At 45.1% G+C, this 26,906-nt stretch carries 26 protein-coding genes and 1 other RNA gene; 16 read left to right on the top strand and 11 right to left on the bottom strand.

Annotated features, from left to right (window positions below; genetic code table 11):
* Nucleotides 1-50: 50 nt before the first annotated feature.
* The 3 genes from FFM77_RS08665 to mvk all read right to left on the bottom strand — a co-directional run bounded on the left by FFM77_RS08665 (nucleotide 51) and on the right by mvk (nucleotide 3,150).
* On the bottom strand, nucleotides 51-1,142 hold the full coding sequence (locus FFM77_RS08665) for a phosphomevalonate kinase (protein WP_137635377.1): 1,092 nt from the start codon (nucleotides 1,140-1,142) through the stop codon (nucleotides 51-53).
* A gap of 74 nt (nucleotides 1,143-1,216) precedes the next feature.
* On the bottom strand, nucleotides 1,217-2,197 hold the full coding sequence (gene mvaD, locus FFM77_RS08670) for a diphosphomevalonate decarboxylase (protein ID WP_137635378.1): 981 nt from the start codon (nucleotides 2,195-2,197) through the stop codon (nucleotides 1,217-1,219).
* 14 nt (nucleotides 2,198-2,211) lie between these two features.
* Entirely contained in the window at nucleotides 2,212-3,150 is a 939-nt protein-coding gene (gene mvk, locus FFM77_RS08675; RefSeq protein WP_137635379.1) for a mevalonate kinase, read from the bottom strand.
* Between the two features lie 430 nt (nucleotides 3,151-3,580).
* On the opposite strand from mvk, the gene FFM77_RS08680 reads away from it, so the two are divergent.
* The 4 genes from FFM77_RS08680 (at nucleotide 3,581) to FFM77_RS08695 (ending at nucleotide 8,975) form a co-directional block, all read left to right on the top strand.
* Nucleotides 3,581-6,382: a helicase C-terminal domain-containing protein gene (locus tag FFM77_RS08680; protein ID WP_137635380.1), complete on the top strand. Its 2,802-nt coding sequence runs from the start codon at nucleotides 3,581-3,583 to the stop codon at nucleotides 6,380-6,382.
* 74 nt (nucleotides 6,383-6,456) lie between these two features.
* On the top strand, nucleotides 6,457-6,957 hold the full coding sequence (locus tag FFM77_RS08685) for a cell wall elongation regulator TseB-like domain-containing protein (RefSeq protein WP_137635381.1): 501 nt from the start codon (nucleotides 6,457-6,459) through the stop codon (nucleotides 6,955-6,957).
* 22 nt (nucleotides 6,958-6,979) lie between these two features.
* Complete coding sequence (locus FFM77_RS08690) at nucleotides 6,980-8,182, top strand: pyridoxal phosphate-dependent aminotransferase (RefSeq protein ID WP_137635382.1); 1,203 nt, start codon at nucleotides 6,980-6,982, stop codon at nucleotides 8,180-8,182.
* A 76-nt stretch (nucleotides 8,183-8,258) separates the two neighbouring features.
* Complete coding sequence (locus FFM77_RS08695) at nucleotides 8,259-8,975, top strand: DnaD domain-containing protein (protein ID WP_137635383.1); 717 nt, start codon at nucleotides 8,259-8,261, stop codon at nucleotides 8,973-8,975.
* Between the two features lie 54 nt (nucleotides 8,976-9,029).
* Here FFM77_RS08695 and FFM77_RS08700 read toward each other — a convergent pair whose 3' ends face one another.
* The 3 genes from FFM77_RS08700 to recU form a co-directional block, all read right to left on the bottom strand.
* Nucleotides 9,030-9,464 carry a hypothetical protein gene (locus FFM77_RS08700; RefSeq protein ID WP_137635384.1) on the bottom strand — a complete coding sequence of 145 codons (435 nt, stop codon included), beginning with the start codon at nucleotides 9,462-9,464 and terminating at the stop codon, nucleotides 9,030-9,032.
* Between the two features lie 177 nt (nucleotides 9,465-9,641).
* Complete coding sequence (locus FFM77_RS08705; RefSeq protein ID WP_137635385.1) at nucleotides 9,642-11,930, bottom strand: transglycosylase domain-containing protein; 2,289 nt, start codon at nucleotides 11,928-11,930, stop codon at nucleotides 9,642-9,644.
* Between the two features lie 11 nt (nucleotides 11,931-11,941).
* The gene (gene recU / locus FFM77_RS08710; protein ID WP_137635386.1) at nucleotides 11,942-12,565 is read right to left on the bottom strand and encodes a Holliday junction resolvase RecU; all 624 of its coding nucleotides are present in this window, start codon (nucleotides 12,563-12,565) and stop codon (nucleotides 11,942-11,944) included.
* A 106-nt stretch (nucleotides 12,566-12,671) separates the two neighbouring features.
* Between recU and FFM77_RS08715 the strand changes: the two genes are divergently transcribed.
* The 4 genes from FFM77_RS08715 to FFM77_RS08730 all read left to right on the top strand — a co-directional run bounded on the left by FFM77_RS08715 (nucleotide 12,672) and on the right by FFM77_RS08730 (nucleotide 15,428).
* The gene (locus tag FFM77_RS08715) at nucleotides 12,672-13,241 is read left to right on the top strand and encodes an SLOG family protein (protein ID WP_137635387.1); all 570 of its coding nucleotides are present in this window, start codon (nucleotides 12,672-12,674) and stop codon (nucleotides 13,239-13,241) included.
* 75 nt (nucleotides 13,242-13,316) lie between these two features.
* Nucleotides 13,317-13,658, top strand: a complete 342-nt coding sequence (gene gpsB / locus FFM77_RS08720) for a cell division regulator GpsB (RefSeq protein WP_137635388.1) — start codon at nucleotides 13,317-13,319, stop codon at nucleotides 13,656-13,658.
* Between the two features lie 15 nt (nucleotides 13,659-13,673).
* Nucleotides 13,674-14,051, top strand: an RNA gene (rnpB, locus tag FFM77_RS08725) — RNase P RNA component class B.
* 228 nt (nucleotides 14,052-14,279) lie between these two features.
* Entirely contained in the window at nucleotides 14,280-15,428 is a 1,149-nt protein-coding gene (locus FFM77_RS08730) for a THUMP domain-containing class I SAM-dependent RNA methyltransferase (protein WP_137635389.1), read from the top strand.
* 171 nt (nucleotides 15,429-15,599) lie between these two features.
* Here FFM77_RS08730 and FFM77_RS08735 read toward each other — a convergent pair whose 3' ends face one another.
* Both FFM77_RS08735 and tnpA read right to left on the bottom strand, forming a co-directional pair.
* Entirely contained in the window at nucleotides 15,600-16,352 is a 753-nt protein-coding gene (locus FFM77_RS08735) for an alpha/beta fold hydrolase (protein ID WP_137635390.1), read from the bottom strand.
* Nucleotides 16,353-16,434: 82 nt separating this feature from the next.
* The gene (tnpA, locus tag FFM77_RS08740; protein ID WP_137635391.1) at nucleotides 16,435-16,854 is read right to left on the bottom strand and encodes an IS200/IS605 family transposase; all 420 of its coding nucleotides are present in this window, start codon (nucleotides 16,852-16,854) and stop codon (nucleotides 16,435-16,437) included.
* A gap of 352 nt (nucleotides 16,855-17,206) precedes the next feature.
* Between tnpA and FFM77_RS08745 the strand changes: the two genes are divergently transcribed.
* Nucleotides 17,207-17,527 carry a MazG nucleotide pyrophosphohydrolase domain-containing protein gene (locus tag FFM77_RS08745; RefSeq protein ID WP_137635392.1) on the top strand — a complete coding sequence of 107 codons (321 nt, stop codon included), beginning with the start codon at nucleotides 17,207-17,209 and terminating at the stop codon, nucleotides 17,525-17,527.
* A 45-nt stretch (nucleotides 17,528-17,572) separates the two neighbouring features.
* Here the strand turns inward: FFM77_RS08745 and FFM77_RS08750 are convergent, their stop codons facing one another.
* Complete coding sequence (locus FFM77_RS08750) at nucleotides 17,573-19,318, bottom strand: YhgE/Pip family protein (RefSeq protein WP_171001589.1); 1,746 nt, start codon at nucleotides 19,316-19,318, stop codon at nucleotides 17,573-17,575.
* Between the two features lie 86 nt (nucleotides 19,319-19,404).
* The gene (locus FFM77_RS08755; protein WP_137635394.1) at nucleotides 19,405-20,085 is read right to left on the bottom strand and encodes a TetR/AcrR family transcriptional regulator; all 681 of its coding nucleotides are present in this window, start codon (nucleotides 20,083-20,085) and stop codon (nucleotides 19,405-19,407) included.
* 253 nt (nucleotides 20,086-20,338) lie between these two features.
* Between FFM77_RS08755 and FFM77_RS08760 the strand changes: the two genes are divergently transcribed.
* The 4 genes from FFM77_RS08760 to FFM77_RS08775 all read left to right on the top strand — a co-directional run bounded on the left by FFM77_RS08760 (nucleotide 20,339) and on the right by FFM77_RS08775 (nucleotide 23,487).
* A complete protein-coding gene (locus FFM77_RS08760; protein ID WP_171001590.1) occupies nucleotides 20,339-21,250 on the top strand; it encodes a DMT family transporter in 912 nt (303 codons plus the stop codon).
* A gap of 79 nt (nucleotides 21,251-21,329) precedes the next feature.
* On the top strand, nucleotides 21,330-21,836 hold the full coding sequence (locus FFM77_RS08765) for an acyl-CoA thioesterase (protein WP_137635396.1): 507 nt from the start codon (nucleotides 21,330-21,332) through the stop codon (nucleotides 21,834-21,836).
* Nucleotides 21,837-22,056: 220 nt separating this feature from the next.
* Nucleotides 22,057-22,809, top strand: coding sequence for a hypothetical protein (locus FFM77_RS08770; RefSeq protein WP_137635397.1), 753 nt, complete (start codon nucleotides 22,057-22,059; stop codon nucleotides 22,807-22,809).
* Nucleotides 22,810-23,487, top strand: a complete 678-nt coding sequence (locus tag FFM77_RS08775; protein ID WP_137635398.1) for an ATP-binding cassette domain-containing protein — start codon at nucleotides 22,810-22,812, stop codon at nucleotides 23,485-23,487. It begins immediately after the preceding gene.
* Nucleotides 23,488-23,537: 50 nt separating this feature from the next.
* Here the strand turns inward: FFM77_RS08775 and FFM77_RS08780 are convergent, their stop codons facing one another.
* Nucleotides 23,538-24,497 (bottom strand): cation diffusion facilitator family transporter, encoded by a 960-nt coding sequence (locus FFM77_RS08780; RefSeq protein WP_137635399.1) that lies wholly within the window; start codon nucleotides 24,495-24,497, stop codon nucleotides 23,538-23,540.
* Nucleotides 24,498-24,675: 178 nt separating this feature from the next.
* On the opposite strand from FFM77_RS08780, the gene FFM77_RS08785 reads away from it, so the two are divergent.
* From FFM77_RS08785 to FFM77_RS08795, 3 genes are all read left to right on the top strand, one after another.
* A complete protein-coding gene (locus FFM77_RS08785; protein ID WP_137635400.1) occupies nucleotides 24,676-25,074 on the top strand; it encodes a hypothetical protein in 399 nt (132 codons plus the stop codon).
* Between the two features lie 165 nt (nucleotides 25,075-25,239).
* Complete coding sequence (locus FFM77_RS08790) at nucleotides 25,240-26,127, top strand: ABC transporter ATP-binding protein (RefSeq protein ID WP_137635401.1); 888 nt, start codon at nucleotides 25,240-25,242, stop codon at nucleotides 26,125-26,127.
* Nucleotides 26,124-26,882, top strand: a complete 759-nt coding sequence (locus FFM77_RS08795; protein ID WP_137635402.1) for an ABC transporter permease — start codon at nucleotides 26,124-26,126, stop codon at nucleotides 26,880-26,882. Before FFM77_RS08790 ends, FFM77_RS08795 begins: the two co-directional genes overlap by 4 nt.
* Nucleotides 26,883-26,906: the final 24 nt, after the last annotated feature.

Here is a 26,906-nt window from a genome sequence, read left to right on the forward strand (position 1 = left end):
AGTTTTAGGTCAAAAACGGGCGACAAACTGGGTTGTCGCCCGGATAAGAATTACACGTTTGAGATTGATTGGTCGCTAACGGTATGGACGTTCAAGTTTAGGCGTTCAATGCCTTCTTGTGCCCATTGTTTGAGCATCGTGGTTGGTTTAATGGCTTGGTCAATGAGGACGATACCACAATCGCCACCACCCGCGCCAGAAGTCTTCGCCGCGGCACCAGCAGTTTCCGCAATCGTAATCATTTTTTTCAAGATGGGTGTCTCAATGGTGACGTGACTGAATGCGCCTAAGTCTTGTAATAATTGACGATTGTGCCGTAATTCAGTCTGAATCTGTTGTAAGTCACCAGCATGGAAGCCTTGGACCATCCGTTTGAGACAAGCTTTGCTTTCTTGTAAAAAGGTCTGATATTCAGTTCGTTGTTTGGCCTTAACCATGGCGACTTTATCCACCAGATGTGACGTGGATGCGGGTGACCCGGTCCAGCCAATCATTAAGCGTAAGTCAGCGGGTGGCGTTAAGAGCTCAATCTTTAAGTCGGGCCACGTCATTGCCAGTAGTTCAGTTAATGAGCAATTTTGACGTTGGACTTGTAGCCATTGCCGGTCGAAGGAATGATAAGCAATCCAGCCCCCGTAAACACTGGCGGCAATATCACCTAATGAGCCGTTGCCTTGAACGGATAAATGCGCAATGGCGGCTAATTTAAACAACTTACTTTTATCCATGGGTAACTTATAAAATTGGCAGAGGGCTTTAATCGTCGCCACTGTTACGGCGGCTGATGAGCCTAAGCCGTATTTCTTGCCATCAGCGCTATCAAGTTCACTATTAATCCCCAAGTGATACACACCCAATTCACGGCCGGCTTCACGAGCATAACTTTCCGTTAAACTAATGGCTGAAAGAATGTAGTGGAAGGGGTTGTCACGGTTATCAAAAACCATCGCATCGCCTTGCCGCCGCCAATAAATGGAGTTTTCTTGATATTGCTTTGAAACGATACTCCCAACTGTATCACTAGGTGAAATCGTAGCGGTCACAAACTGATTCAACGCCACGATAATCGCTGGAAAGCCACTTTCAACCACTGCATATTCCCCTGCAATGTAAAGTTTTCCAGGTGCTTTCACCGTAATCATACCATCATGTCCTTTCGTGATTGAATGGGGACGTCGCAGTCAACCCAGCCAATCAACTTAAAATAAGCAAATTTTTAGTGTTCCGTAATTGAAATTCCAGGTCCCGGTTTGGCGACAATCAATTGTTCGGCCGCAAAGTAACGTTGCAAGGCGGTCATAATAACTGGTGTATCTTGACCGGCACAAATAATCTTCACATTGGGACCCGCATCCAAAGTATAATAACAGTTTACCCCGTTAGCACGCAAGTCTTGCACGGCTTTAATCGCCGTTAGCGTGTCAGCTGTAAAATAGTTAAATGCTGGTTTGGCGCTCAGATTTAAGGCGTGCATTCGCATGGCGTTGGTTTCGGCAAGCTCACCAACGGTTGTTAAATCTTTATTAAGGATGGCTTGGCGCATGTCGTCAAGGTCGTGGTTAGCGGTTTGAACCCAAGCTGGATAGTAGGGCGAAGTCGCGACAACGCGAGCCATCCCAGCTGTTGAACTGATCGGTTTCTTGGTGGCTTTTAAAACGACCGCAATCATTTGAATATCCCAATCGACCGGATCTTGGAGCGGTTCAGCGTAAGAGCTGGCATCATCATGACCAGCATGCCATTCTGCAAAGCCACCAAAAATTGAGCGGGTGGCCGAACCGGACCCCCGGCGTGCCAGCCGACTGAGTTCGATGGGTGTTAAATTTAAGCCAGCCGCGCGACTGCCAGCTGCGGCCAGCGCGGCAAATCCGGAAGCTGATGAAGCGAGACCAGCAGAAGTGGGAACATGATTAGTGGTCCGCACGGTAGCAAAATGAGTCTGACCACTACGCTGGCGAATGAGATCTAAAAAGGTCGTCATCCGTGCGGCCTTAGCTGGCGCAATTAACTGGTCGTCAAAATAAATCTGATCCGCCGTTAATTGCGGTTGGAACTGCACGCTTGTTTCGGTGTAAAAGTGATCCAAAGTTAATGAGATACTGCCGTTTTGTGGCAACATTAAATCGGCATCTTTTTTACCCCAGTATTTAACTAACGCAATGTTAGTGTGGGCTTTAGCCGTAACTAGTTTCGACATGAGTATCCTCCGCTTTAATCGTCATTGAGCAGTGGTTCAACCCAAGTTGCGGTCGCCCCAGCTGCGGATAATTTTTGAGATAGTGTATTGGCAATGGCCTTTTCGGGTGCCACCGCAATCATACAGCCGCCTTGACCACTCCCCGTTAACTTCGCTGCTAAAGCGCCATTTTGACGGGCAACCGCGAGTAATTGTTCTAACGCCGGATGACTGACACCTAACGAGCGCAAATCATCTTGTGCGCCATTGAGGGCGGTTGCTAAGGCACTTAAATCGCCGTTAGCAAGCGCATCACGTGTTTGGCGCGTCAATACGCCTAAATGGTCGATGCGATGTTGAATGTGTGCACCTTCGACCATTAACAAGTTTCTAACGGTCGACACCGCAATTTTAGTCTGGCTTTTAATGCCAGTGTCCGCAATAACCAGGTAACCTGGAATCTTAACCGGGATCGGGTAGTTTTCGCGGCCTTTAATAAACCAAACGGGGGACTTTGCGCTCGCCGTTGCCACATCGAGACCACTAGGTTGCCCATGGGTATAACTTTCGGCAATATTTGCAGTTTTTAGGAGAACTTGTTGTGACAAAGGCTGGTCAAAAAAGTCATAGAACGCTCGCGTGACCGCAACGGCTGCCGCGGCTGATGACCCCATACCGCGTTCAGATGGGATATCGCTCGTAATATGAATATCGAAACCTTGATCTGGGGCTTCAAAACGGTTAAGTAAGGTCTGAATCAAGGATTGGATGCCGCCTAAGTTGGCACTCATGGCATGAAAGTCCCCATTAAAGTAGCGACTCTTAACGGTTTGGACCGTATCACGTGCGTGAATGACGGCCTGCATCTGAATCGTCGAGATGGGTAAGGCAATGGCGGGTTGTCCGTAAACCACCCCATGCTCACCAATCAAAATAATTTTGGCATGACTAGTGCCGGTAGCTAGATTTTTCAATCGTGTCGCTGCCTTTCTAAATGAATTATTAATAGGTTAATAATACCGTATTATGCGGGATTTTTCCACGGGTCTAGTTAGTTGGGAAGCGAGTGGTCGCACGGTTGGCATTGGATATTTAGGTGAAGTGGCCGTGATTGTCGTGACTCATTTGAAAGGTTAGCAATCACTGAATCGAGTTAAAGACTGATATCACGCTAATCTTTTGTCACTGTAAGTAAGGGTCGTAACTAGTTGTGAATGCTGGCTAGCTTGTGGTCTCACGATTAACTCTCATGACAATCTTAATTGATTATCATGGGATTTTTTTACTACTAGCTATGCTATAATTTATTTTGAGCATCTTTACTGAAATGCTGATACAACAGCTTGAAATAATAATATGCTATGATGAAATTTAATCTTAAGTTTTGATTTGGGGAAATGACCTATGAAACCAAACACCACCTATGCCGTCGTCGATATTGAAACGACTGGTACTAGTGTTAAAGACGGCGACCGAATTATTCAAATCGGTTGTGCGTTTGTTAAAAACAATAAAATAATTAATACATTTGCGACCGATGTCAATCCACTAACCACGGTACCGCCAGTGATCGAAAACTTGACGGGTATTAGCAATGCGCGGGTTCGCAAAGCCCCGCCATTTGATGACTTAGCTAGGACTGTTTACAGCCTATTGCAAGGCACTGTTTTTGTGGCGCATAATGTTAATTTTGATTTGCCATTTATTAATGCGGAACTGCAACGGGTTGGCTATCCTGAATTACCCATTCAAGCAGTCGATACTGTTTCCTTGAGCCAGATTCTATTACCCACGGCCCCGAGTTTTCGGTTACGCGATTTGAGTAGTTTGCTGAATATTAAGCATCAACACCCGCATGCTGCCGACAGTGATGCCATTGCGACGGCGCACTTGTTTATCTTCTTACAGCAACGGTTAGCACACTTGCCATTGATCACCTTACAAGCGATGGTACGGTTAACACCGGACTTGCCACGTGAAACGAGTGAGTTGTTTGCTTTGGCGTTACAACAAGGTAAGCAGCATCCGACCCGGTTGCCGAAAGATTTAATGATCTGTAATGGGTTAGCACTCCGTAAGAAGAGTCTGCCACAGCATGCTGAAGGTCGTAGTAACGCCCGTTATCCGTTAACGAAGAAGCAAAAGTTACAGTTATTCGGGGATGATCTGACGTATCGGCCGCAACAAGCGCGGATGATGAATCAAATCTATCGGCATTACACTAAAAAAGCCGATCAAAGCACGCCACTAATGATTGAAGCGCCGACTGGAACCGGAAAAACGCTTGGTTATTTGTTGCCGTTAGCGTACCTAGCGCAAAATGAACACCAAGTGATTATCAGTACCGCAACGACCGTTTTACAAAACCAATTGTTAACGCAAGGCGTGCAGCTCCTGAATGTCTTATTGCCAAATCCAGTCACGGCTGTAGTGATTAAAGGCAATCAACATTATATTGACTTGGAACGGTTTAATCGCGGGTTAGCGTTGCATGAACATTCCAAGCAAACGCAATTGTTAAAATTACGCGTCTTGGTCTGGCTGACAACGACCACGACTGGTGATTTAGATGAGTTGCATCTATCCACGTATCAAGCGCCATACTTTAGCGAGATCGCCCATCATGGGGTGGCCGCGCTTAAGGCTGATGACCCGTTCTTTAAGGAAGATTTCTTACGTTTCCGGGATCAACTGACGGCGCAAGCCACGTTTATCGTGACGAATCATGCGTACTTAATGCGGCACGTCGCGCAATTAGGTAGTCGACAGCAACAGCCATTGTTGGTTCTCGATGAAGCGCAGCATTTGGCTGATGGCGTCTTACATGAGTCGCGGCAACGCTTTGACTTTAACTTTTACATGGCGGCTTGCCACAGTTTGACGAGTCGGATTGACCAAGAACATGGGTTGAATCTGCGGTCGTTATTTGCTGAACAGCCCCAAGCCGATTATCGCTTGCAACTGTTAGATAATTCGTTGAATGATACTGATCTGCATTTACAACAATTACAAGCGGCTTTGGCTCGAACTTTTGTGCCGAAGCAAAAGGGCGGTAGTCAACCGTTAGAATACGCCATTACGACGGAAGCGGTGACCCAGTTTTTTGCTGAGAACAACACGTTGGTCCGGCAACTGCAAACGGCGATTGAAAATTGTTTCTTGCAGTTCCAGCAATTAAATGAGCAATATCAGCATGACCAAACGGAGATATTACCGGCTGAGCAACATGTTTTGGACGACTTTTACAACCGACTCCAAACGTTACGCCAAGCCTATGATTTGTTACAGACTTGGTTAATTCCGGCCACGCGCGAACAACGCGTTTTCTGGGTCAGCTTAAATCAATGGCATGATCGTGGCAGCTTAACGATTGCCGGCAGCTTGATTGATACTAAGGGCTATTTCAAGGATCAACTTTATCCTTACTTCAGTGCGCCATTATTTACCGGTGCGACGCTATTTGCCACTGGTAAGTCACAATATGTATACAGTCAGCTAGATCTTGACCCGACGACTACGGAACATCATCAATTGTCGACGCCGTTTGACTTGCAAAAGCAGGCCCGGCTGATGATTGCCACCGATGCCCGTGGTCCGGAACAACCGAGTGGTAAGCAACGGGTGAGTTATTTAACGCGTGCCATTAGCGAGATTGTGAATGCTGCGCCCAAGCAGACCTTAATCTTGTTTAATTCGTTGAGCATGATTGAAGCCGTCTTTTACAGCTTGCACCAGACGAACGTTTCCGCTGACCGCGAGATTTTAGCGCAGGGCGTCAATGGCAGTCGGGAAAAGTTATTACGGCGCTTTATGCAAGGGGATAATGCCATCTTACTTGGGGCGGCCAGTTTCTGGGAGGGTATTGATTTGCCACAGGAACAACTGGAACTCTTAATTGTGACGCAATTACCGTTTGAATCTCCTGATCAGACCACGACCAAAGCCCGTTATCAACAATTACGGCAGGCCCAACTAAATCCGTTCTATAACGAAGCCTTACCCAAGGCCGCGTTGAAGTTGCGGCAAGGGATTGGACGTTTGATTCGGACGGAACAAGATACTGGGGCCGCAATTATTTTAGATGACCGGCTTGCCACTAAACGGTATGGTAAGACGATTTTAAAGGCCTTGCCGAAAGCCTTACCGCCGTTTGAAGGGTCAGTTTCTGAAATTACAAGCGAATTATCAAACTTTTTTCAAAACTAATTGAGAAAGCGTTCCGCGCTAGTTGGAATTTGCTATAATATAGCTATCTGTTTTTTGAAAGGATCAGGGATAATATGAGAGTTCAACGAAGACGCCGACCAGAACGGCTGATTATGATTATTTTGTTAGTTGTTTTGGCTGTGATCGTCGCCATTTATGGTACACTCTGGGCCGCTCAGCGACCGATGCATACCGCTCAAAAAACGGCCTATAGCGTCGCCGTTAGCAAAGGTAAGCTAAAGACCACAACGGCGTTCAGCCAATATAATGGCACGCAGAGTTACTACGTGGTGACGGGTACTAACAAGAAAAATGTGCCCGTTTATGCCATTATCAATACGTCGAAAAAGCACCAAACGACGGTTGTGAAACAATCGGCTGGGCTTACACGGACCCAAGCGCTACGTAAGGTTTGGTCCAAGCGTAACCCTAGTAAGGTCATCAAGGCGACGATTGGTAAATACAATGGCCAAGTTGTTTGGGAAGTCACATATTTGAATTCGAAAAAAGCCTTGTGCTACGAAGTTCTACAATATTCTAATGGGAATCAATTAAAATCAATTATTAATATTTAACTTGAAAGGGAGCCGGTCGTTTATGGAGTTATCGCGAAAAGTGATGCAGATTCAACCGTCCGCGACATTAAAAATTAGTTCGCAGGCTAAACAGATGCTAGCAGATGGCATTGATGTCATTAACTTAGGCATCGGGGAGCCTGATTATCAGACGCCTGATAATATTAAACAAGCGGCGATTGAGAGTATTCAAAATGGGCAAGCCAGCTTTTACACGCCGGCAACCGGGGTACCAGCTTTAAAGCAAGCCATCAGTCAGCGGATTGAAGCCGACCATGGTTATCACTTTGACCCTAGCCAGATCGTCGTGACCAATGGGGCTAAATTAGCCTTGTTTACGTTGTTCCAAGTCATTATCAATCCGGGTGATGAAGTCTTATTGCCGGTTCCTTACTGGGTCAGCTACTCCGAACAAGTTAAGTTAGCTAACGGAACGCCGGTAGAAGTCGGCACGGATCGGCAACTACGCTTTACCGTCGCTGACCTTGAAGCCCAACGAACGGCGCATACGAAAGCCTTAGTCTTGAACTCGCCACAAAATCCATCTGGGTTAGTCTTCAGTCGTGCGGAATTAACGGCGATTGTGAACTGGGCTGTTCAGCATGATGTATTAGTCATCGCTGATGAAATCTATGAGAAGCTGTTATACAATGGCAATCAATTCACGTCAGTCCTAGAACTGGGTGATGCGGATATGAGTCACGTGGTCTTAATTAACGGGGTCTCTAAAGCGTATTCGATGACTGGTTGGCGGATTGGTTATGCGGCCGGGCCAAAAGCTATTATGGCGAAGATGGGCGTGGTCTTGGGCCATGCCTCAAGTAATCCGGCAGCAGTATCTCAATATGCTGCGATTGAAGCCTTTGGCGGTGATCAGACCTCTGTTGAAACGATGCGCCAAGGCTTTGAACAACGGTTGAATGAACTATATCCGTTGATTAAAAGTTTACCAGGATTCAAGTTGCCAGCTGGTAAGCCAGCGGGGGCGTTCTACTTATTCCCTGATGTGACGGAAGCGTTGCGTTTAACGGGGTATGCCGATGCGCCAGCCTTCTGTACGGCGGTCTTACAAGACGCTCACGTGGGTCTGGTTCCTGGTGAAGCCTTTGGGTTACCTGGGCATATCCGCTTAAGCTATGCGACTGATATGGCCTCATTACGTAAAGCTTATCAACGGTTGCAAGACTTTATGACCAAGAAAATCGCTGAACATTCAGCACAGTAACGGTTAATTGAACAAACGGGCTCGTTGGTTAATGGACTAATCAACAGCCCGTTTGTTGTTATTATAGGGGGTTAACATGGAACCACTAGCACAAGCACTAATCAAGGACGGGCAAACCACGTTACCAAACGTGTTGTTATTGCATTATCATGAAATCGGGATGACCAGTGAAGAATTGGTTGTGTATTTGCAATTCAAACGGTTGATGGATCAAGGCAGTGAATTTCCTGACGCTAATCTAGTTGCCCAAAGTATGGGAGAACCTGCTAATACGGTCTTCCAACGGTTACATGAACTATTATCAAAAAAATTACTAACGATTGAATCTGTGACAGCCGCCGATAAAAAGATTCATGACCGGTATAATTTTGATGGTATTTACGACAAATTAGCCGTCGCGTTAACGAAGCCTAAACCAGTGGCATCAACGGCGGTCGATGATGGGAATCAGCGGCAAAAAGTCTTTCGCAGTATCGAAAGCGAATTTGGCCGGGCCTTGTCCTCATTTGAGATGGAGTTTATTAGTAAATGGTTTGACGAAGATCATTACCAGCCAGAGATTATTGAACTGGCGTTACGTGAAGCAGTCTTGAGTCAGGTTTATAATTTAAAGTATATGGATCGCATCTTGCTCAACTGGAGTAAGAAGAATTTAACGACGGCGGCGCAGATTGAAGCAGATCGGCAAAGTGGCTTGAATAAGCGCTTGAATCAAGTACCGAAGGCCAATCAGCGACAAACTGGCGAGAATGCTGGGCCAAAGATTCCGTTATTTAAGCTTGGTGATCATTAATTGGAAAAGGGCTCACTGATGTGACGGTTAAATGCCGTTGTCAGTGAGCCCTTTTTAGTGGTGTAACAAATGATAATAGCGACAGCCTAAATGACTTAGCACAATTAAACTTAACGTCCCGATGTAAGCCAATACCCATAGTAGTTCAGCCTGGTTAAGTAGCGTGTAATGACTGATGAAATCGATCAGAAGGCTTAGTTCTAAAAAGATGGCAGGGGTGATAAGTAAATCGTAATAATTTGAAAATCGATGCTGGTGGTTAGCTGGATAAAGATTAACTACCAAAAAGGCAGTCAGTGGGCAAAGTAGCCCGATACAAAAGGCCAAGGTCACCTGATTGGTCGCACGCCAATGATCAAAGATTTGTAAAAGCTGAGGTACGTCTCGATAAGGTAACCAAAAAGCTGTTAAGAGTCGTTGCCGATAATAAATGACTAACAAGGGTTGCAGTACAGCTAGTCCTAATAACCACGGATGCTTAAGTCGCATGAGTGCACCATCCTTTTTTTCTTTAGCATAGTGAACTTGGTGTCCGTTAACTAGCATGATGACGTAAAGGTTTGGTAACGAAATGGTTAACTTGCGCAGAATGAATGACGATAACAAAAAAGGCACATCATGGCAGGCCGTTTAGGGCTTGCTGTGACGTGCCTTTAAATTTACTGACTATTGACCAGCGTGTTGGTTGTTATCGGCTGAACTGGAGCTGGCAGCCGTTGAACTGGAGGCTTCATGCGAGCTCGAACTAGCTTCACTGGAACTAGCAGCTTCGCTCGAACTTTCGCTCGAACTAGCTTCGCTAGAACTTGAGGCGGTTTCACTCGAATTGGAAGCACTCGATGAACTTTGGGTCATCGTATGATCCGTCGCGCTTGATGAAGATTGCGTGGTGGTCGTCCCATTGTTGACGCTACTACCGGTCGTCCCGGAATTAGCTTCAGCATTAGAGAAGAGGTGACCAACGACGTATAATTCTTCAATTCCGTTTTTCTTAACGGTGCCGACAGAGCTTGGTTTGGCCCAATCGGAATTTGGTGAATATTGTTGTAAGTAAGTCATCATTTCACGATAAATATTTTGTGAAATCTTAGCGTTAGAATTATCGATATAACCTTGATCCTTACGATCATACCCGGTCCAGACTGAGACAGAATAATTCTTCGTATAGCCGGCCATCCAAGAATCAAGCATTGCATCAGAAGGTACCGTTCCTTTAAGATTATCTGGATAATCATCGGTCCCAGTCTTCCCAGCTTGGTAGACACCGTTGATCTTAGCAGTCGTCCCAGTCCCAGAAGCGGAATTGATAACGTCTTTGAGCATGTCCGTAATCATATAGGCCGTCGATTGCTTCATGACACGTTTACCATTACTGGTGTAATTAACGGTGCGGTTGTCTTGAGTCACAATCTTGTTAATGTAGTATGGCTTGTGATAAGTCCCACCATTCGCAAAGGCGGCGTAAGCACCAGCCACTTGTAAGGATGAAACATAAGCGCCAATCGCGCTTGAATACGGAATGGTCCCTTTGAGATTCATGCCAAGTTGGTTGGCGAAGGTCTTCGCGCGATTCCGACCAACCTGTGCTAAAGTCCGCACGGCGGGAATGTTCCGCGATTGGACGAGGGCGGAACGCATTGTCATATTGCCTAAGGTATTGTTATCAAAGTCATTGACAGATGTGTTGCCACCAGGGTACTTAAATTTCGTATCGGCAACTGTCTTGTATGTTGGCCAGCTTTCATATTCAATTGCTGGACCGTAGTCAAGGATTGGCTTCATCGTCGACGCATTGGAACGATCAGTTTGGACCGCTCGATTTAAGCCGTAAGTGACGTTAGTATGTTTACGACCACCAATCATCGCGGAAACTTTACCAGTATAAGAATCAACGACCGAAACGCCTAATTGGAAGTTCTTGTCAGGATAGCTCACATATTTAGACGTGTTGGCGATGTCATACAACCGTTGTTGGGCGTTCATATTCAGGTTGGTATAGACTTTGACACCGCTGGTAGCCGGATCATACCCCTTTTTCTTAAGGTCCGCTCTAACTTCCGTCAAATAGGCATCAATCACTTTTTGCTTTTTCTGCTGGGTGACGATGCTGCCATGGGTCTTAGCAAGGCCCGTCTTCACGTTCACCGCTTCGGCTGTGGTTTCTTGCTGCTTAGTGATGGCTTTACTGTCATACATCGCTTGCAAGACCAAGTTACGCCGGTTCGTCGCATAGCTTGGGTACGTGTATGGATTATAGTAAGTTGGTGATTGTGGCATCCCGGCTAAGAGGGCCAGTTGACTCAGATTTAAATTATTGAGTGATTTGCCGTAGTAATACTTAGCGGCGGTACCCATTCCGTAAATCCCGTTACCCATGTAAACTTTATTAATATAGAATTCCAAAATCTGGGCTTTACTGAAATGCTTTTCAACATTTAAGGCTAACCAGGCTTCTTGGGCTTTAACCCGTAAGTTTCGGTCCGAAGTGTTGGTTGAAAAGACGGAGAGTTTAACTAGCTGCATTGTCAAGGTACTCCCGCCTTGCATGCCGAGTGAGCTACCTTTTAAATTACCTAAAGCTGCGCCGAGAATCCGGTAGTAGTCGACCCCTTTATGTTGATAGAAGCGACGGTCTTCAATAGAGACCACCGCACTCTTTAAAGTTGCGGGAATCTGATTAGACTTGACGTACTCCCGGTTACTAGTCCCGAAGTTAGCAATCAATTTGTTGTTGGCATCGTAAATTCGGGTGGCATTTTCACTCTTGAGATTGCTTTCGGTAATCGTTGGCGAGCTCTGTGCGTAATAGAAAAATAACCCAATACCGGCGAGGGCGCCCACCACAAATAATGCAATTAATGTTAGAATTATCCGACGAAACCAATGTCGTTTCGGGGGTTGGGGTTGGTTGCGATTGCGCGCCACCCGTGAATCTTGATCATTGTTACCTGCCATGATGTTCTCCTTTAGTGACTTGATGGTGATACATTAATGATAGTATCCACGGCATCCAAATATGGAATTAATGGATTAAGCTGATAGTGTAGTTCTGTAGCCAAACGTTCGACATCAGCGAGTGGGATGGACTTACGGCCGCCATCCGCTTGATGGTCCCAGTAAGTGTTGAGATCCGTCGCTTTTAATAGAAATAACCGTTCTAAAACGGCAAATCGGATGATGACAAAACAAATGCCGCCTTGTTGCAAACATTTGCGCATGTGCTCGATTTGATGTTCATGAAAGTTTTTGAGTGGGAAGGCCGTTTTACTTTTGGTTTCCTTCGCTTCAAAGTCCAAGTATTTACCACGGTAGACCCCGTTGTAGTCAGTCGTGGAGGCATGTTGAAAATAAGCCTCACGAATGACGGCAGCGGCGCGGTTCGGATAGTCAACTTTCACGATTTGAATGGGCGTTGGCTTTTTATGAATAACTGCGATATCATTTTCCAGATAATAAGTATTGCTGGCATTAAGTTCTTCTTCCAAACTCATTCCGCGATCGCCGAAGTTAACGTTGGCAAACTTAGAATGCGGTTTGTTGCTTGGGGAAGGTTGGCGATAAGCCTTGCCGTTGGGATAACGAATCGTCAAATTATCAACCTCCTAATATTGTCATATTTTACCATTAAAGCGGCTAATGTGAAATATCTGTGATGTTTTAAAGAAATTGTTAGTCAAGTTGAAGGGAGCTTTTTTTGTGAGTCGATTATGGCTAAGCGGTTATCGGAGCTACGAATTAAACGTCTTTGGCGAACAAGACGATAAATTAAAAGTGATTAAATATGCATTGACCGAATATTTGACCAGTCAGATCGAAGATGGGGTAGATTGGTTGATTACTGGCGGTCAGCTGGGAATTGAACAGTGGTGTGCCGAAGTCGGTCTGGAATTAAAGCAAACTTATCCGGAGTTAAAAGTCGCGATGATGCTACCTTATGGTGAATTTGGTGGCCGTTGGAATGAGAATAATCAAGCTAAGTTACAAGGATTATTAGCGCGGGTGGACTTCCATGCGGCAGTTAGTAAGCAATCTTATGAAAATCCACAACAATTAAAAAACTATCAAGAATTCATGGTAACCCATACCGATGCGGCGACTTTGGTGTATGATCCAGATAACCCCGGTAAGCCTACGTACGACTATGATTTGATTCAAAAGTTCAGCGAAGATCATCCGTATCCGCTGACACTGATTGATTTTGATTGGTTGCAAGAAAGTGCGACCGAGTATGCAGAAAAACAGAATAATGGTTTTAATTTTGAATAAAGTCTGCTACAATGTTTTAAGTAATGCGGATGCCTATTTTGGTGTCGCGCGAATAACAATGAGGTGTTTTTAAGTATGGCTAAACGTAATTTTGCTCCCAAAGACATCCTGCAAAAAGAATTCAAACCAAAGATGCGGGGTTATGATCCTGCAGATGTGGATGGATTTTTAGATAATGTCATTAAGGACTATGAGTCATTTAATAAAGATAACCAACAACTTTCAGATGAAAACGAACGGTTACGCGCAAAAGTTGACGAACTGACTAAGCAAGTCGCTGTGGGCGGAACCAGTCCATCTTCACAACCAACTAGTACGGTGACGAACATGGATATTCTGAAACGTTTATCTAATTTGGAACGCCACGTCTTTGGTGCTCAATTAGACAATAATCAAAATGAATCACACCGACTCTAAACGTGATTCAGTGTAAATCCTGGGTAATCGCGGTCAACTTATGTTGATTGAGGAAGGTCCATGCCCGCACAAGCTGCGATGCTTGTAGTGTCCGTGCTCGGCTATAAACCGGGGGAGCGATGTTTGCATCGTTTACGGCGGCAAAAACGGCTAAGGTGTAAGCTATGCCCGAGTATGCCTGAAAAGTGCCACAGTGACGATAACTAGTTGGAAACGGCTAGTTTGGAACGCGGTAAACCCCACGAGCGGGAAACCCAAACTTACGGTAGGGGAGTCGACCACACTGGAATTTGAACAAAGTGGTCGAGGAGATTAATAATCTTGAGATAGATGATTACCGCCATACTGACTGACGTCTGTGCTTCAGTATGGTACAAAACGTGGCCTACAGGGATTTACATGTCGACAGAATGCTGGGACAAAAGTTCGCTTTTGTCCCAGTTTTTTTATACGGAAATTTTCCGAACGTTTTAGGGATGCTTACTCGATGAATAAATCCGGTGTGGATTGTAGTCGAACCGCGTTTAACTTAGGTAATTATGCTAAACTGTAGAAGACGTGTTAACTGAATTAACATAAAAATAGAAATAAATCATCATGCCAAAACGGCAGGAGGAAACTATGGAAGAATTTAGATTACTAGCAACATGTGCCAGCGGGATTGAAGCCTTGGTTGGGCGCGAATTACGCGACTTAGGCTACCAAACGCAAGTTGAAAATGGCCGGGTGCGTTTTAACGGGACCATCAAAGATATTTTACGGACCAACTTATGGTTACGCACTGCCGATCGGGTAAAGATTATTGTTGGTGAATTTAACGCTTACAGCTTTGATGAACTTTTCGAAAAGACCTTGGCGTTACCTTGGGACCAACTCTTACCAATGGATGCGGAATTCCCAGTTGAAGGGAAATCACGTAACTCCAAGTTACACAGTGTGCCGGATGTCCAATCAATCGTTAAAAAAGCGATTGTGAACCAATTGGCCAGCACTTACCATCGGAATGGGCATTTACCTGAAACTGGTGCTTTGTTCCCATTAGAAGTCGCTATCAATAAGGATAAAGTCTTATTGACCTTAGACACGACTGGTTCCAGCTTATTCAAACGGGGCTACCGGTTAGAAAAAGGTGGCGCGCCATTGAAGGAAAACATGGCAGCGGCCTTGGTCATGTTAGCCAAGTGGTATCCAGACAATCCATTTGTTGATCCCGTTTGTGGGTCGGGAACAATCCCGATTGAAGCGGCCTTATTAGCGCGTAACATTGCACCCGGTTTCAACCGTGCTTTTGCTTGTGAAAAGTGGGATTGGGTTCCGAAAGGCTTGAGTCAAGAATTACGTGATGAAGCCGATAGTCAAGCAGATTATGACATGGACTTAGATATTAGTGGTTACGATATCGATGGTAAGATGATCGATATTGCCAAGTTAAATGCTCAAGAAGCGGGTGTTTTACATGATATCCAGTTCAAACAATTAGCCGTTAAAGACTTTACGACCGAAAAGATCAATGGCGTGATCATTGCCAACCCACCTTATGGGGAACGGTTAAGTGATCGTGACACGGTGCGGATTTTATATCGGCAAATGGGTCAAGTTTACGCGAAGTTACCTAGTTGGAGTAAATATATCTTGACGAGTGATCTAGAATTTGAAGATTACTTCGGCAAGAAAGCCACTAAGCGTCGGAAATTGTATAACGGGGCATTACGGACCGATTACTTCCAATATTGGGGTAAACGGATTCGCCCAGCTCGGACTGAAAACTAAAGTTGAACGTGATAGTTATGGGGTAGCCTTTTGGTGGGGCTGGCACATAACTATTTTTTTATTGAAAAAGGCCCACTCGGTATGACTTGAGCGAGCCCTTGAAGTGGGTCTGAAATTTTTTGAAACTACTGTGAGTTTGCCAATTAGTATGACTAGCTATCAATAAGCTGATTAATTAAGATAATAATCAAAGAAATTCGCCACTTTTTCCATTAACGGGACTTTCACCAGATGCTTAGCTTGATAGCCGGTAATGAACGCGATCTGTTCAGCATATGGTTGTTGATGGACCTGGTCGAAAAAGTCACGGGCCTGATGATACGGAATCCGCTCATCGTCCGTCCCGTGCCAGAATAGCACTGGACGGTGATTAATGGTTTCTGGATGCAGATTCAAGTCGTAGTTATCAAGCCAACTCGTTAATTGGGCCATATCATGCGGTAAGTAACGCTGATGCTTGGCAGCGCTTGTTCGGACTAGCTCAGCATAAGCATTGAGATTAGGCGTGCCCATAATGATGGTGGCAGCTTTGATTTCGGGATGTTGAGTGAGTAATGCGCCAGTCGTCATCCCGCCCATGGAATAACCGCCAACCCCAATTTGGTGGTTGAGAATCAAATGGCGGGTTTGATAAAAGTTAATCAACAACTCAAACTCGGCCAGATTGCCTTGGATACTTTGCCAAAACGTGACTGATGGCAGACTGCTGACGGGTTGTTGACGCGCGCCGTGATTCATAGCGTCTGGTAAAATGACGCGCAAGTTGTGTTGGGCCAACTTGCGGGCTTGGGTTAGCACCAACTCTTTTTCAGACCGCCACCCATGATAAAAGACGACGAGCGGCAGGGCTTGATGGCGGAAGTTATCCGGAACTACTTCCAGAATTGGAATATCTTGGATTTGACGTTGCAGGATTTCAATCATGACGAGGGCCTCACTATTATTTTTTTATATTTAATATAAATTTGGCAGAATTTCCTTGCTTTCAAATAAGGGATGGATGCCATTATGTTTTTCGCTGATTAGCAATATAGTTTTCTACGGTCGTCTTGCTCATATCACCAAGAGTACTCATGAAGTAACTTGGAGACCAGAGATGTCCGCCCCAAAACTTTTGACTTTTTATCTCTGGATGTCGTTCAAAGAATAGGCGAGCTGAGCCGCCCTTGAATGCTTTGACAACATTGGTTGGGGCATACTTAGGTTTAAAGCTTAGTAGTAAATGAATATGATCCGGCATTACGGCCATCTGCTCAATGGTCACTTCGTTTAGCCGGGCTATCTTCGTTAGAATATCAGCCATCTCAGCGGCTAGCTTTGGCGTTGTAAATGCTTCGTGCCGGTATTTGGTGACCCAGACCAAGTGAAAATGAAAGTTGTAAACATAGCCTCGCTCGTGGATTTCTCCGCCATTGTTTTTACTCATATGTTTCTTCCATAAATATTATTATAATACATTTTGTTATGGATACAGTATACTCATAGTAAGAAGCAAGTCCGTCTGGCAACCTACGGACTTAAAAGGCTTTGGTAATTAGCGGATAAGTCCTATTCGTAGGCTAACGCTGTATCTAAGCAAATTGTGGTCGCCATGCCAGGGGGTGTGGTTCTCACAAGCGTCCGGTTTTAAACGGGCGTGGTTGACGGTTACTTTGCCAGAGTTTTAGGCTGATGGCAAGTTAACAGCTTGCCAAGAACAGTCAGTTAGCAAAAAAGTGGCAGACAATTATCTGTTTTAGGGTATGATTAGTTTAAGCCTTATTTTGGAGATGATTTGAGTGGATTTAGGTAGCCATCAACAATGGTTAATTGATTTTTATCAGCAACGCGGTTGGTATGACCTATCACCGTTTATTCGATTGAATTTTCTGACTGAAGAAGTTGGTGAATTATCACGGGCAGTACGGGCCATTAAGTTGGGACGAGACCATCCCGGTGAACCAATTGCCACGCCGGCCGATTTGCAAGCAAACTTGGAAGAAGAGCTTGCCGATGTCTTGGATCAAGTCTTAGTGATGAGTGCCAAAATGGATGTTGATCCGCAGCAATTGTTGACAGCCAGTGAGGCTAAGCTAAAAGCTCGGTTCCATATTAACTAGAATGAGTCAGTAAAAGCCCTCGATAGCGCTATCGAGGGCTTTTGTCTAGCTTAAACGTTGATTGAGCTTGGGTAAGTTCACATGAAAAGTCAACAGCATCAGTAAATTAAAGACAATGATGAGGCCGACAAAAATGGTGATTTCAGGCCAAATAGAATTACCGATGGACAAGGTACTGCGAAAGGCATCGATTGAGATTGACATTGGTAAATACGGGTGGAGTGTCTGGAAAAATGAATTTGAGAGTTGAATCGGGTAGGTTCCGGCTGAGCCGCCGAGCTGAATAATCATAAAAATCAACATTAACCAAGCACCGGTTTTACCCAGGATCAGGTTGAAGTAGGTGACGATACTGGCAAAGGTCCAAACGGTTAGTAGGCAAAACGCATAGGTACGAATGGCTTCGAGTGGATTAAGATGGTTGATCAGCCCTAATAAGACAAACATCACGGTGGCGGCTAAGCCTGTAAATTCAAATAAAAAGGGAATCTTTTGTGCCCACCAATCACCGGCAGTTTTAGGCCGGCGATGTGGGGTGAACATATCGTAAATAATGTTAAACGTGATACAGCCCACGAATAACGCCACTGACATCAGATAAGGCGCCATCCCAGTGCCGTTATTTTGAACATGAGTGGCATCGTAATGGCTTAACTTAATCGGATTAACGGTCAAGTCGGCTTGGCGAGTGGTCCGCCGACCGGTCGTTGTTAATTGCTGACCACCAGTTTTTAGCGCCGTGGTGATTTTCTGATTTCCGGTGGTAACTTGCTGTGTGCTAGATGTTAGCCGGGTACTGCCCGTAGTTAACTGGGTATCGGCAGTTTGGAGGTGGGCCAAACCTAGCTGAGTGGCAGTTAAGGCCGTTTGTGCTTGTTGATTGCCTTGTGCCAGCTGCTGAGTGAGCTGGCGGTTCATGGCGACTAACTTAGTTGATTTGAGGCGATTAGCAGCCTGTAGCTGATCGATTTGTTGGCGGATGACGCGTAAGTTAGGCTGTGCCGTTGCTAGAGCTTGTTTAAGTTGCTGTAAAGCTTGGTTTTGAGTGGTCATGGCTGTTTGCAGGGCAGTATCAGTCGCAGTTAATTGGGCAAAGCCAGGTTGTGCGGCTGCCAACCCCTGCTTAAGTTGGCTTAACCCATGTGCGAGCTTGACGGTGCCCGCGGTTGTTTGTTGTAAATTAGTCGTTTCAGTTTGATTACCGGTAGCGATAGCCCGTAATCCGGTCGTCGTTTGAGCTAAGGCATGACTGGCAGTAGTCAGCTGATGACCAGATTGACGCAAGTTACGGCCCATTGTTTGAAGATAACTGGTCGTCAGTTGCTTTTCAATGGCTGTTTGAATTTTAGTGGCGGTGGTGGTGTTCATTTTCATTGCAATAAAGCTAAAGCCGGCGTTGGTCTGGTCATGCAACTTGATAACCTGTGGATGAGCGCTGCCAAGTGTAGCGGCTTGTCTTGAAAACTGGCGGGGAATTGTAATGACCATGTAGATTTTGCCAGTTTTTAGCTGATGTTGGGCGGTCGCCATGGTGAGTCGATGAAAATCAGCACTGTGATTGCGTACGAGCTGCTGGGTTAACTTGGCACCCAACTGGTAGTGGTGGTCAGCTTTGGTGACCGGAACATCTTGATTGACCACACCAACCGGCAAGTGGCGGACATTGGCATAAGGATTCCAAAGTGAAGCTAGAAAAATAACGGCGTAAAAGCTTGGAACCAACAAAATCCCCAAAATGATTTTTAACAAGCCTTTAGTGTGTAAAACGTGTTTCCATTCGGTTAAGAACATCTTAACCGCCCCCTTAGTGTAAAATGAACGATTCATTCATTTTTTAAGCCGATGATCGCGCAAACGATTAAGCGCGATCATTCAAATTAAGCTGGCATGGTATAACTGCGTGCCAGTTGGGTCATGACGGTCTTTTTCATTAATGCTGGGTCAAAATTATTAGCTTGGTGTTCAAAAGCATCGTAACGTTTGTGGGCAGACCACCAGAAAATCTCATCAATAATCAGATGGGCGTCATAGTAAGGCTGAAGTTGCGGGATTACGACGCCATGACTAACGAGGACGGTTAAATAATGAGCGACGTTTTGATAGAGCGCTTGACGATAATCTTTGTATAGACTGACGAGTTGCGGATTGAGCTGGGCGTTGCGTTCGAGAATCAAAAAGTAAGCACCAAATTGATCAAAAGTGGTGAATAAGTAGCTCGTCAAGCGGCTAAACGCGCCAGCTTGTTGATCCGTCGCCATTAAACGGTCGAGTTGCGTGGCCGCTTGCTGGTAACGGCGTTGGGTAGCTTGAATTAAATCCGGTGTGGTTTGGGGCGTAATTGGCAAGTTAGTGACCTTGTCTAGGGCCGCGGGGTCAAGTGTGACGGTAAAGACTGCTTGCAATAAGTCTTCTTTACTTCTAAATAAATGATATAACGTGCCAACCGCAATATCAGCGGCTTGGGCAATATCAATCATTTTGGTATCGGCAAAGCCGGGAACGATAAATAGCGCTTTAGCACTAGTTAAAACGGGTGCAAGTTTTGTTTGAATCTGCATAGGATCACCTCAATTTCTACGTGTCAGCATAGCACGGTCGGTTTTTGAAATGAACGATTCATTCTAAAATTGGTCGGTTAGTTGGTTAAAAAAGTAGTGGAGTTCGTTTGATTAGTCAAGTAACCAAAAGTGAATCATGAGGTGAAGATAAGTGGTCGAAATAAATATCATGATAAAAGGTCATGAAAACCCTTGTCAGACTTTTCAGAAAAGCCTATGATTAAAGACATTCTTGTTGAAATCAGGTGGGATTATGACGCCAGCCCGTGCTAATCGAAATTTAGTTTTAGTGGCTTTATTGTGGGGATCTAGTTATACCTTTATTAAAATGGTGATTGCGGCGCAAATGCCACCGGCTGTGATCAATACCTTACGGGGCCTTATTTCGGCCGCGTTAGTTTACTTATTTTTTCATAAAGTCGTCAATACGATGACTTGGCAGGAGTTCAAGATTGGTGCCGTCTGTGCGATTTTTAACTTCGTCGTGGTGCAATTACAATCAACCGGTCTAGAATTCACCACGCCTAGCAATTGTTCATTTATCACCTCAGCATACGTGATTTTGTTACCGCTGATTGCCTGGTTATTTTATAAAAAGGTGCCACCGCTGAAGATTTATCTGGCGATGGGCCTATGTATGGTGGGAATGTTGATTCTGACTGGGGTTTTAACGAATGGCTTCAAACTACATATTGGTGACATCTTGATGATACTGACCGCGATTTTCTTCGCTTTTCAGATGACCTACTACGGTTATGCGACCAAGCATGCCCGGCCACAAGTAATTGCGTTTCAGTTAGGTTTTGTTCAAGCAATCTGCGGGACTTTGTATACGTTTACCATTGATAGTCATCAGCTGGCCCATATCGATTGGCTAGCGGCGACTGGTCCCGTTCTATATCTTGGCGTGATCGCGACTTTTGCCGCGCAGGTGATTCAGATTACGAGTCAAAAGTATACTGATACGGTGACAGCCGGGCTGATTCTTATTACCGAGTCATTATTTGCCAGTCTGATTTCGGTTGTCTTCCAAGTAGAACCATTAACGCAACATTTAGTCATTGGCGGCAGTCTGATTATTTTGGCCACGGTCATTGCCCAATTTGATTTGCGTGGGGTGCTAGCGCGGTATGTGGTTAAGCCACATCCGTTTCGACATTCATGAGGGCGTTTTCGGATAGGAACGTCACGACTGCCCATTTTCTAGTATAATAAAGGAAATTAACTTATTGCCGAGGTGGACTATGGAAGCTTTAAAAGTATCGCAAACATTGTCAGTCAACAATCATCGGGTCTTTTCGTCCGATTTAAATGAACATGATACCGTTTTTGGCGGTAAGATTTTGGCGATTATTGATGATAATTCATCGATTCCAGCGTCGCGAGTGGCACGGGTCCAAACGGTGACGGCATCGGTCGACCAAGTCAACTTCATCTTGCCGTTTCAATTACAAGATTCGATGTGTACGGAGTCGTATGTGTCAGGGGTCGGGCATCGCTCAATCGAAGTCTTCACGAAGATTATCGGGGAACATCTGGCGACTGGCGAACGCTTCTTAGGCTTGACTTGCTTCTCATCATTCGTAGTGGCGGAACGGGGCATTACGTTGCCGCCAATTGAACCGGATAAGCCAGAATATCAATACGTTTGCCAGGGGTATGAACAACGGCAGGCCGAGCGTATGGCCAAGTTGAAACGCCAAGAGGCTTTTAATCAGAATATTAGTTTGGCTTTTCCGTGGGCAGACTAATCATTGGCTAGTTATACAAACTGAGTTGAATTTAAGGACTACATCAATAAAAGCTGATGTGGCCTTTTTTGTTTAATTTGCAAACATTTTAAAATAACTTTCAATCAGTAAAATGGGATGAATAGCCGCGAAAACATTGTGACTAATAATTAAAGCTGATAATGTTAAAAAAACAACAAAATAATATTTTGATTAGCTTGATAATGAGGGCGTGGTAAAGATGCGAAAGTATAGCGTTCAGGTTTGGCTCTACACACGTTATTTTGTGAAGGTGATGTTAGACAACGTCAGCGTGTTGTTGTATACAGTCGGGCTACCAATTTTATTTTTAGGCCTTAATTTAAATGGTTATTTTTTTAAGACGGTGAGTTTGGTCCAATATACCAAGCTAGTACTACCATTCATTGCTTGGATTATCGTGGCAAATACGATGGTGATGGTCAGTGAAGTCGTTTTGTTACGGGAACAAGGTTATTTAAAGCAGTATGCGTCATTAGTGGTCAACCCTAGTGTGTTCATTATCAGTAAGGCAGTCGTTAATCTCATCCTTGTTGGCGTGATTTTGGGCCTGGTTGCGGTAGTGAGTGCGTTCTTATTTCGGGTCGCGTTTGTGGCCGTCTTGTGGCGATTATGGAGTGTTTTGTTATTGGTCAGTGTGCCGATTTGGGGTTACTGCCTGCCAATTTTGAGCTTTCGACTACGTTACCAAACGGTCAGTGGCGTCATTAATGTGGTGACTTTAGCGGTGATGATTGGGTCTGTGGCGATTGGTCATGCGTTAAACTTGACGCTGACGAACATTACCGCGAACTTGCTCAGTCCAGTCTACTTAGTCATGAATTGTTTTAGCGTGCTTGTTACTGGCGATTGGCGTAGCTTCTTACCAGGCTATTTAGTAGTTTGGTTAGGACTAGGACTAGTGGGGTTGGTCAGTTATCGTCACTTGCAACTGTTGCCGGAGGAGGGCTTATAAATGGATATCGAAAATTTAACTTATACGTTTCCTAAAGCGCCACAGCCATTCTTCAAGGACTTATCTTTTCAATTACCAGAACACCAAGTCAACTTTCTAATTGGTCAAAATGGCGCTGGAAAAACCACGCTAGTGGATATTTTATTGGGATTACGTCCGTTTCAAGGCCAGATTACGCCGCATTTAACGAACATTTATCTCAACCAACAGTTGCCAATGTTAACTTCGATTCGTGTTTGTGATGTGGCAGTCTTGATACTTGGTATTGAGACTGGGCGGTGTCGGTTGACCTTGGCTGATTTAGCCTCATTGGTGGATGCGCCAACGTTAGCTTTTTTGACACCAATCTGGAATCGCCATTACCATGACTTGTCTGGTGGTCAGCGCAAGTTGGTGCAACTATTGTTGTTTCTACAAGTCGATCGCGAATTGGTGGTCTTGGATGAACCCACCGCTATGATTGACCGGGAACATGCGGCCACACTATTCGCTGTGATGCGGGCGCACCCTGACCGGACGTATTTGATGATTACGCATGATGTTCGCGACTTGGCTGCTTTTCCCGCTTATCAAGTGTTGTGGCTGTCAGATCACCAAATTAAAGCGAGTGTTGATCGAGCGACTTTTGAGGCTGCATCACCAGCATCAGCGTTCATGCAAGCTTTTCAAACCGTTTGATGATCATAAATACCAAAGCCGTCAAAGCGAGTACATCGTTTTGGCGGCTTTTACTGATCAGCGGGCACAACCATGACATTGGTTTCCATCACGCCAAATTCAGCCCACATCAGCGTGTTAATTTTCTGAGTTAGCGCGTAGATATTATCGACTGTTAACTGGCGGTCAATTGCAATGGTCACATCCAGCATAATGAGATTACCGTCGTAATGAGCCCGCAAAAAGGTGACTTGTTGAACGGCGGGCAGGCTTTCAAGCTTGGCCTGATAACGTTCTTCCAAATAAGGATCAAAGTAGTCAACTAAGTTTAGACTGCTTTCTTGGAAAATATGCAGACCAGAGTGAAAAATGTAAATGCCGAGTAAGATACTGGCCACACTATCTAGCCAAGGCAACTTGAGCCAGGTGGTTCCTAGCACGGTTAAAACAGTGACCAGACTCGTTAAGGCGTCACTGAAAGTATCGCGACTGGCGGCAATCAGGGCGGCATTGTTTAATTTGCGACTCCAATAGTGGTTGAATCCCCATAGAATCAATAAGGTTAGCCCAGAAAAAGCCGCCCCCAAGCCGGCGATTGGTAAGGGTGCGGTCACTTTAGCTTGACGGAGTAAGGTCAGGCTGCCTTTGAAGATGATCTCCAGCGCAATCGCCATCATAATTAGCCCCGAGATGAGGGTGTAGATGGTCTCAAAGCGAAAGCGTGATTGCTGAATACGCGGGCCTAGCGTCTGTTGTTCGGTTGGTGAGATTGGCGCGCCAAAAAGATCATCATCATGCGTTTCAGCGGCGATATACAGGCCGGTCAATAATAAGCCAGTTGACACAATTCCCGAAAGATTGTTGAACGCATCGGCCCGCAATGTCTGGGAGTGGCCGAGCTGGGCGTAGTAATATTCAATCAGAAAGAGGCTTAAGTAAACGATAACGTTGCCCCATAAATGGCGCCGGGCTGATTTTAAACTTTTAACCACTTGATGTTGAATCACTTGCCAATGATTAGTCGTGGGCATGATCACTCAGTCCTTTTTCGCTTAATAAGCCTTAACATACGACCGGTTGCATGTTTTTTAAAGTAAAAGCTAGTCGTTAGCTTGGCGTTGGCTCAAGGATTGACGGCAGGGACGTTCGGCAACTTTACCAAAAAGCAGTTTCTGAATTTAGTTGTCACTAGTCCCTAAGTTCGTTATGATGACAGTAACGAAAGATAAAGGGATGATGGGATTGGCAAGTTTAGTACGATCTAAGGGACTGTTAGGATTCATCTATGGGGTGTTAATCATTGGTCTGTATTCAGCCACGCAGCAAACGGCGAGTGCGCCAATCTTGGTGATGACGGCAGAAGTTTTAGCGTGGTTAATGTCATTGGGGCTCTGGTGGCAAGTTAAACGAACGACGGATGCAACGCAGATCCAGGCCTTGCAAAAGTTGCGGTTTACTTATCTACCAGCAGTGGGGTGTTTGTTTTTTTATAATCCGCTTATTGGGACAACTTTCAATTATATCGATGGGATTATTTTAGCCTTTCTAGTGGTAGGATCATTTTGGTGGTATCAAGTCTATCGCGGTCATCAGACGGATAAAAGCTAACGATTGGGTTGGCTTTTTTATTTTTTCAAAAATCACCTTTGAATAATTAAAGTTATGTAAACTAAGTAGAACATGACAAATGTCACTAACAAGTCATGACAAACCCAACTAGGCGTCAGCCGATTGACTTGCTAAACTAAGATTATTCAAAGGGGGATGACTGAAATGGCAACCATCATACAAGCGGAACAACTGAGCTTTAGTTACGGGCAACATCAGGTTTTAAACCAGTTAGATTTAACGATTAAGACTGGTGAAATCATCGGGTTAATTGGGGAAAATGGTGCCGGTAAGACGACTTTACTGAATTTATTATTAGGGACGCGTCCAGCTGATAGCGGTGCGTTAACGGTATTTGGCCAAGCACCGGGGAGTTTAATTGCGAAGCAAAAAATCGGTTCGATGTTACAAGGTGATATGGCGATTCGTGGGGTGACCGTGACTGATTTGTTAACAATGGCAGCGACCCGTTATCCAGCACCTTTATCGGCCGCAAAATTAATCACCGATCTGGATCTAACGGCATTTGCCCAGCAGCAGTTAACGGCTTTATCCGGTGGCCAATTGCGCCGCGTGACGTTTGCCTTAGCTTTAATCAGCAATCCGGACTTACTATTTCTAGATGAGCCAACGGTCGGAATGGATACCAATGCACAACAGGCCTTCTGGCAACGTATTCAAGCCTTGAAAGCGCAGGGGAAAACAATGATTATTACCAGTCATTATCTACCGGAGATTGAACAAGTGGCCGATCGCATTTTATTATTACAGGATGGCCGATTTGTCTTTCAAGGGACCTTTGCGGCCTTACAACAGCGTTATCAGCAAGTGGTGATGACCTTCCAAACGACTTTACCAGTGACGACTTTTGACCACTTGGCGGGTGTGACCGCCGTGACCAGTCGTCATCAGGCCATCAAAATTAGTAGTGAGGACGGGGATGCCACTTTGCAAGCGCTCGTCCCATATTTAGCGCAATTACAGCAGGTGACAATTAATCGGGAATCATTGTCAGCAATCTTTGTTCAACTAACCAAGGGGGCTAAAGCATGAATACATTAATCGCACAACTAAAATTTGATGGTCGGCGCTTGATTTTACGGAATTTCTCATTTCAATTTTTCTCAATCTTAATGCCAGCGGGATTCTATTTATTATTTACAAAAGTCATGGTATCGGGGACGGTCCCGATGCGCTTTAACTTACAGTATATGGCTAGTATGATTGTTTATAGCGGGACGATTAGTGCGTTATTCGGCATCGCTCAGATCCTGATGCATGACCGTGAACAGGGCTTATTGCAATGGTTACAGCTCACACCAACGGGGGTCAAGACTTACTATTTATCGATTGGTTTATGGAGTATGGTGATGAATGCCCTGGCGATTGTGATTTTAGGTGGGTTGGCCGTTGTCTTTAATCACGTTAGCTTAACGGCTGGTCAATGGTTAACGATTGTTTGCGTCGCGTTGATTGGCCAATTGCCGACGATGTTGATTGGTGTATTGGTGTCATTCATTAATGGTGCCGAAACGTTAAGTGTCGTTAGTAACCTCATTACTTTTCCAATGGCGATTATCAGTGGCTTGTGGTGGCCAATGGCAATGTTACCAAGTTGGCTGCAGCCAATTGGCAAGTTAATGCCGACTTATTTCGTGAATAATTGGTTGGGTGCCGTCGCCACTCATGCTACACTTAATGCAACAACTGTAATTGGGGTCGTCGCGTGGATTGGTTTACTGACCATCATCGCGGTCGGCGGGACGCGCCAATTACTTAAACGGGGTGATGGGGTTGTCAAAGCCTAGATGGACCACCAAGTTCAAAAATTT

This window comes from Lactiplantibacillus songbeiensis (assembly GCF_005405125.1).
Classification (GTDB): Bacteria; Bacillota; Bacilli; order Lactobacillales; family Lactobacillaceae; genus Lactiplantibacillus; species Lactiplantibacillus songbeiensis.

Coding starts and splice junctions, on each gene's coding strand:
- FFM77_RS08665 (WP_137635377.1), bottom strand. CDS start 1,142: ATGATTACGGTGAAAGCACCTGGAAAACTTTACATTGCAGGGGAATAT.
- mvaD (WP_137635378.1), bottom strand. CDS start 2,197: ATGTCGAAACTAGTTACGGCTAAAGCCCACACTAACATTGCGTTAGTT.
- FFM77_RS08680 (WP_137635380.1), top strand. CDS start 3,581: ATGAAACCAAACACCACCTATGCCGTCGTCGATATTGAAACGACTGGT.
- FFM77_RS08685 (WP_137635381.1), top strand. CDS start 6,457: ATGAGAGTTCAACGAAGACGCCGACCAGAACGGCTGATTATGATTATT.
- FFM77_RS08690 (WP_137635382.1), top strand. CDS start 6,980: ATGGAGTTATCGCGAAAAGTGATGCAGATTCAACCGTCCGCGACATTA.
- FFM77_RS08695 (WP_137635383.1), top strand. CDS start 8,259: ATGGAACCACTAGCACAAGCACTAATCAAGGACGGGCAAACCACGTTA.
- FFM77_RS08700 (WP_137635384.1), bottom strand. CDS start 9,464: ATGCGACTTAAGCATCCGTGGTTATTAGGACTAGCTGTACTGCAACCC.
- FFM77_RS08705 (WP_137635385.1), bottom strand. CDS start 11,930: ATGGCAGGTAACAATGATCAAGATTCACGGGTGGCGCGCAATCGCAAC.
- gpsB (WP_137635388.1), top strand. CDS start 13,317: ATGGCTAAACGTAATTTTGCTCCCAAAGACATCCTGCAAAAAGAATTC.
- FFM77_RS08730 (WP_137635389.1), top strand. CDS start 14,280: ATGGAAGAATTTAGATTACTAGCAACATGTGCCAGCGGGATTGAAGCC.
- FFM77_RS08735 (WP_137635390.1), bottom strand. CDS start 16,352: ATGATTGAAATCCTGCAACGTCAAATCCAAGATATTCCAATTCTGGAA.
- tnpA (WP_137635391.1), bottom strand. CDS start 16,854: ATGAGTAAAAACAATGGCGGAGAAATCCACGAGCGAGGCTATGTTTAC.
- FFM77_RS08750 (WP_171001589.1), bottom strand. CDS start 19,318: ATGTTCTTAACCGAATGGAAACACGTTTTACACACTAAAGGCTTGTTA.
- FFM77_RS08755 (WP_137635394.1), bottom strand. CDS start 20,085: ATGCAGATTCAAACAAAACTTGCACCCGTTTTAACTAGTGCTAAAGCG.
- FFM77_RS08760 (WP_171001590.1), top strand. CDS start 20,339: ATGACGCCAGCCCGTGCTAATCGAAATTTAGTTTTAGTGGCTTTATTG.
- FFM77_RS08765 (WP_137635396.1), top strand. CDS start 21,330: ATGGAAGCTTTAAAAGTATCGCAAACATTGTCAGTCAACAATCATCGG.
- FFM77_RS08770 (WP_137635397.1), top strand. CDS start 22,057: ATGCGAAAGTATAGCGTTCAGGTTTGGCTCTACACACGTTATTTTGTG.
- FFM77_RS08775 (WP_137635398.1), top strand. CDS start 22,810: ATGGATATCGAAAATTTAACTTATACGTTTCCTAAAGCGCCACAGCCA.
- FFM77_RS08780 (WP_137635399.1), bottom strand. CDS start 24,497: ATGCCCACGACTAATCATTGGCAAGTGATTCAACATCAAGTGGTTAAA.
- FFM77_RS08785 (WP_137635400.1), top strand. CDS start 24,676: ATGACAGTAACGAAAGATAAAGGGATGATGGGATTGGCAAGTTTAGTA.
- FFM77_RS08790 (WP_137635401.1), top strand. CDS start 25,240: ATGGCAACCATCATACAAGCGGAACAACTGAGCTTTAGTTACGGGCAA.
- FFM77_RS08795 (WP_137635402.1), top strand. CDS start 26,124: ATGAATACATTAATCGCACAACTAAAATTTGATGGTCGGCGCTTGATT.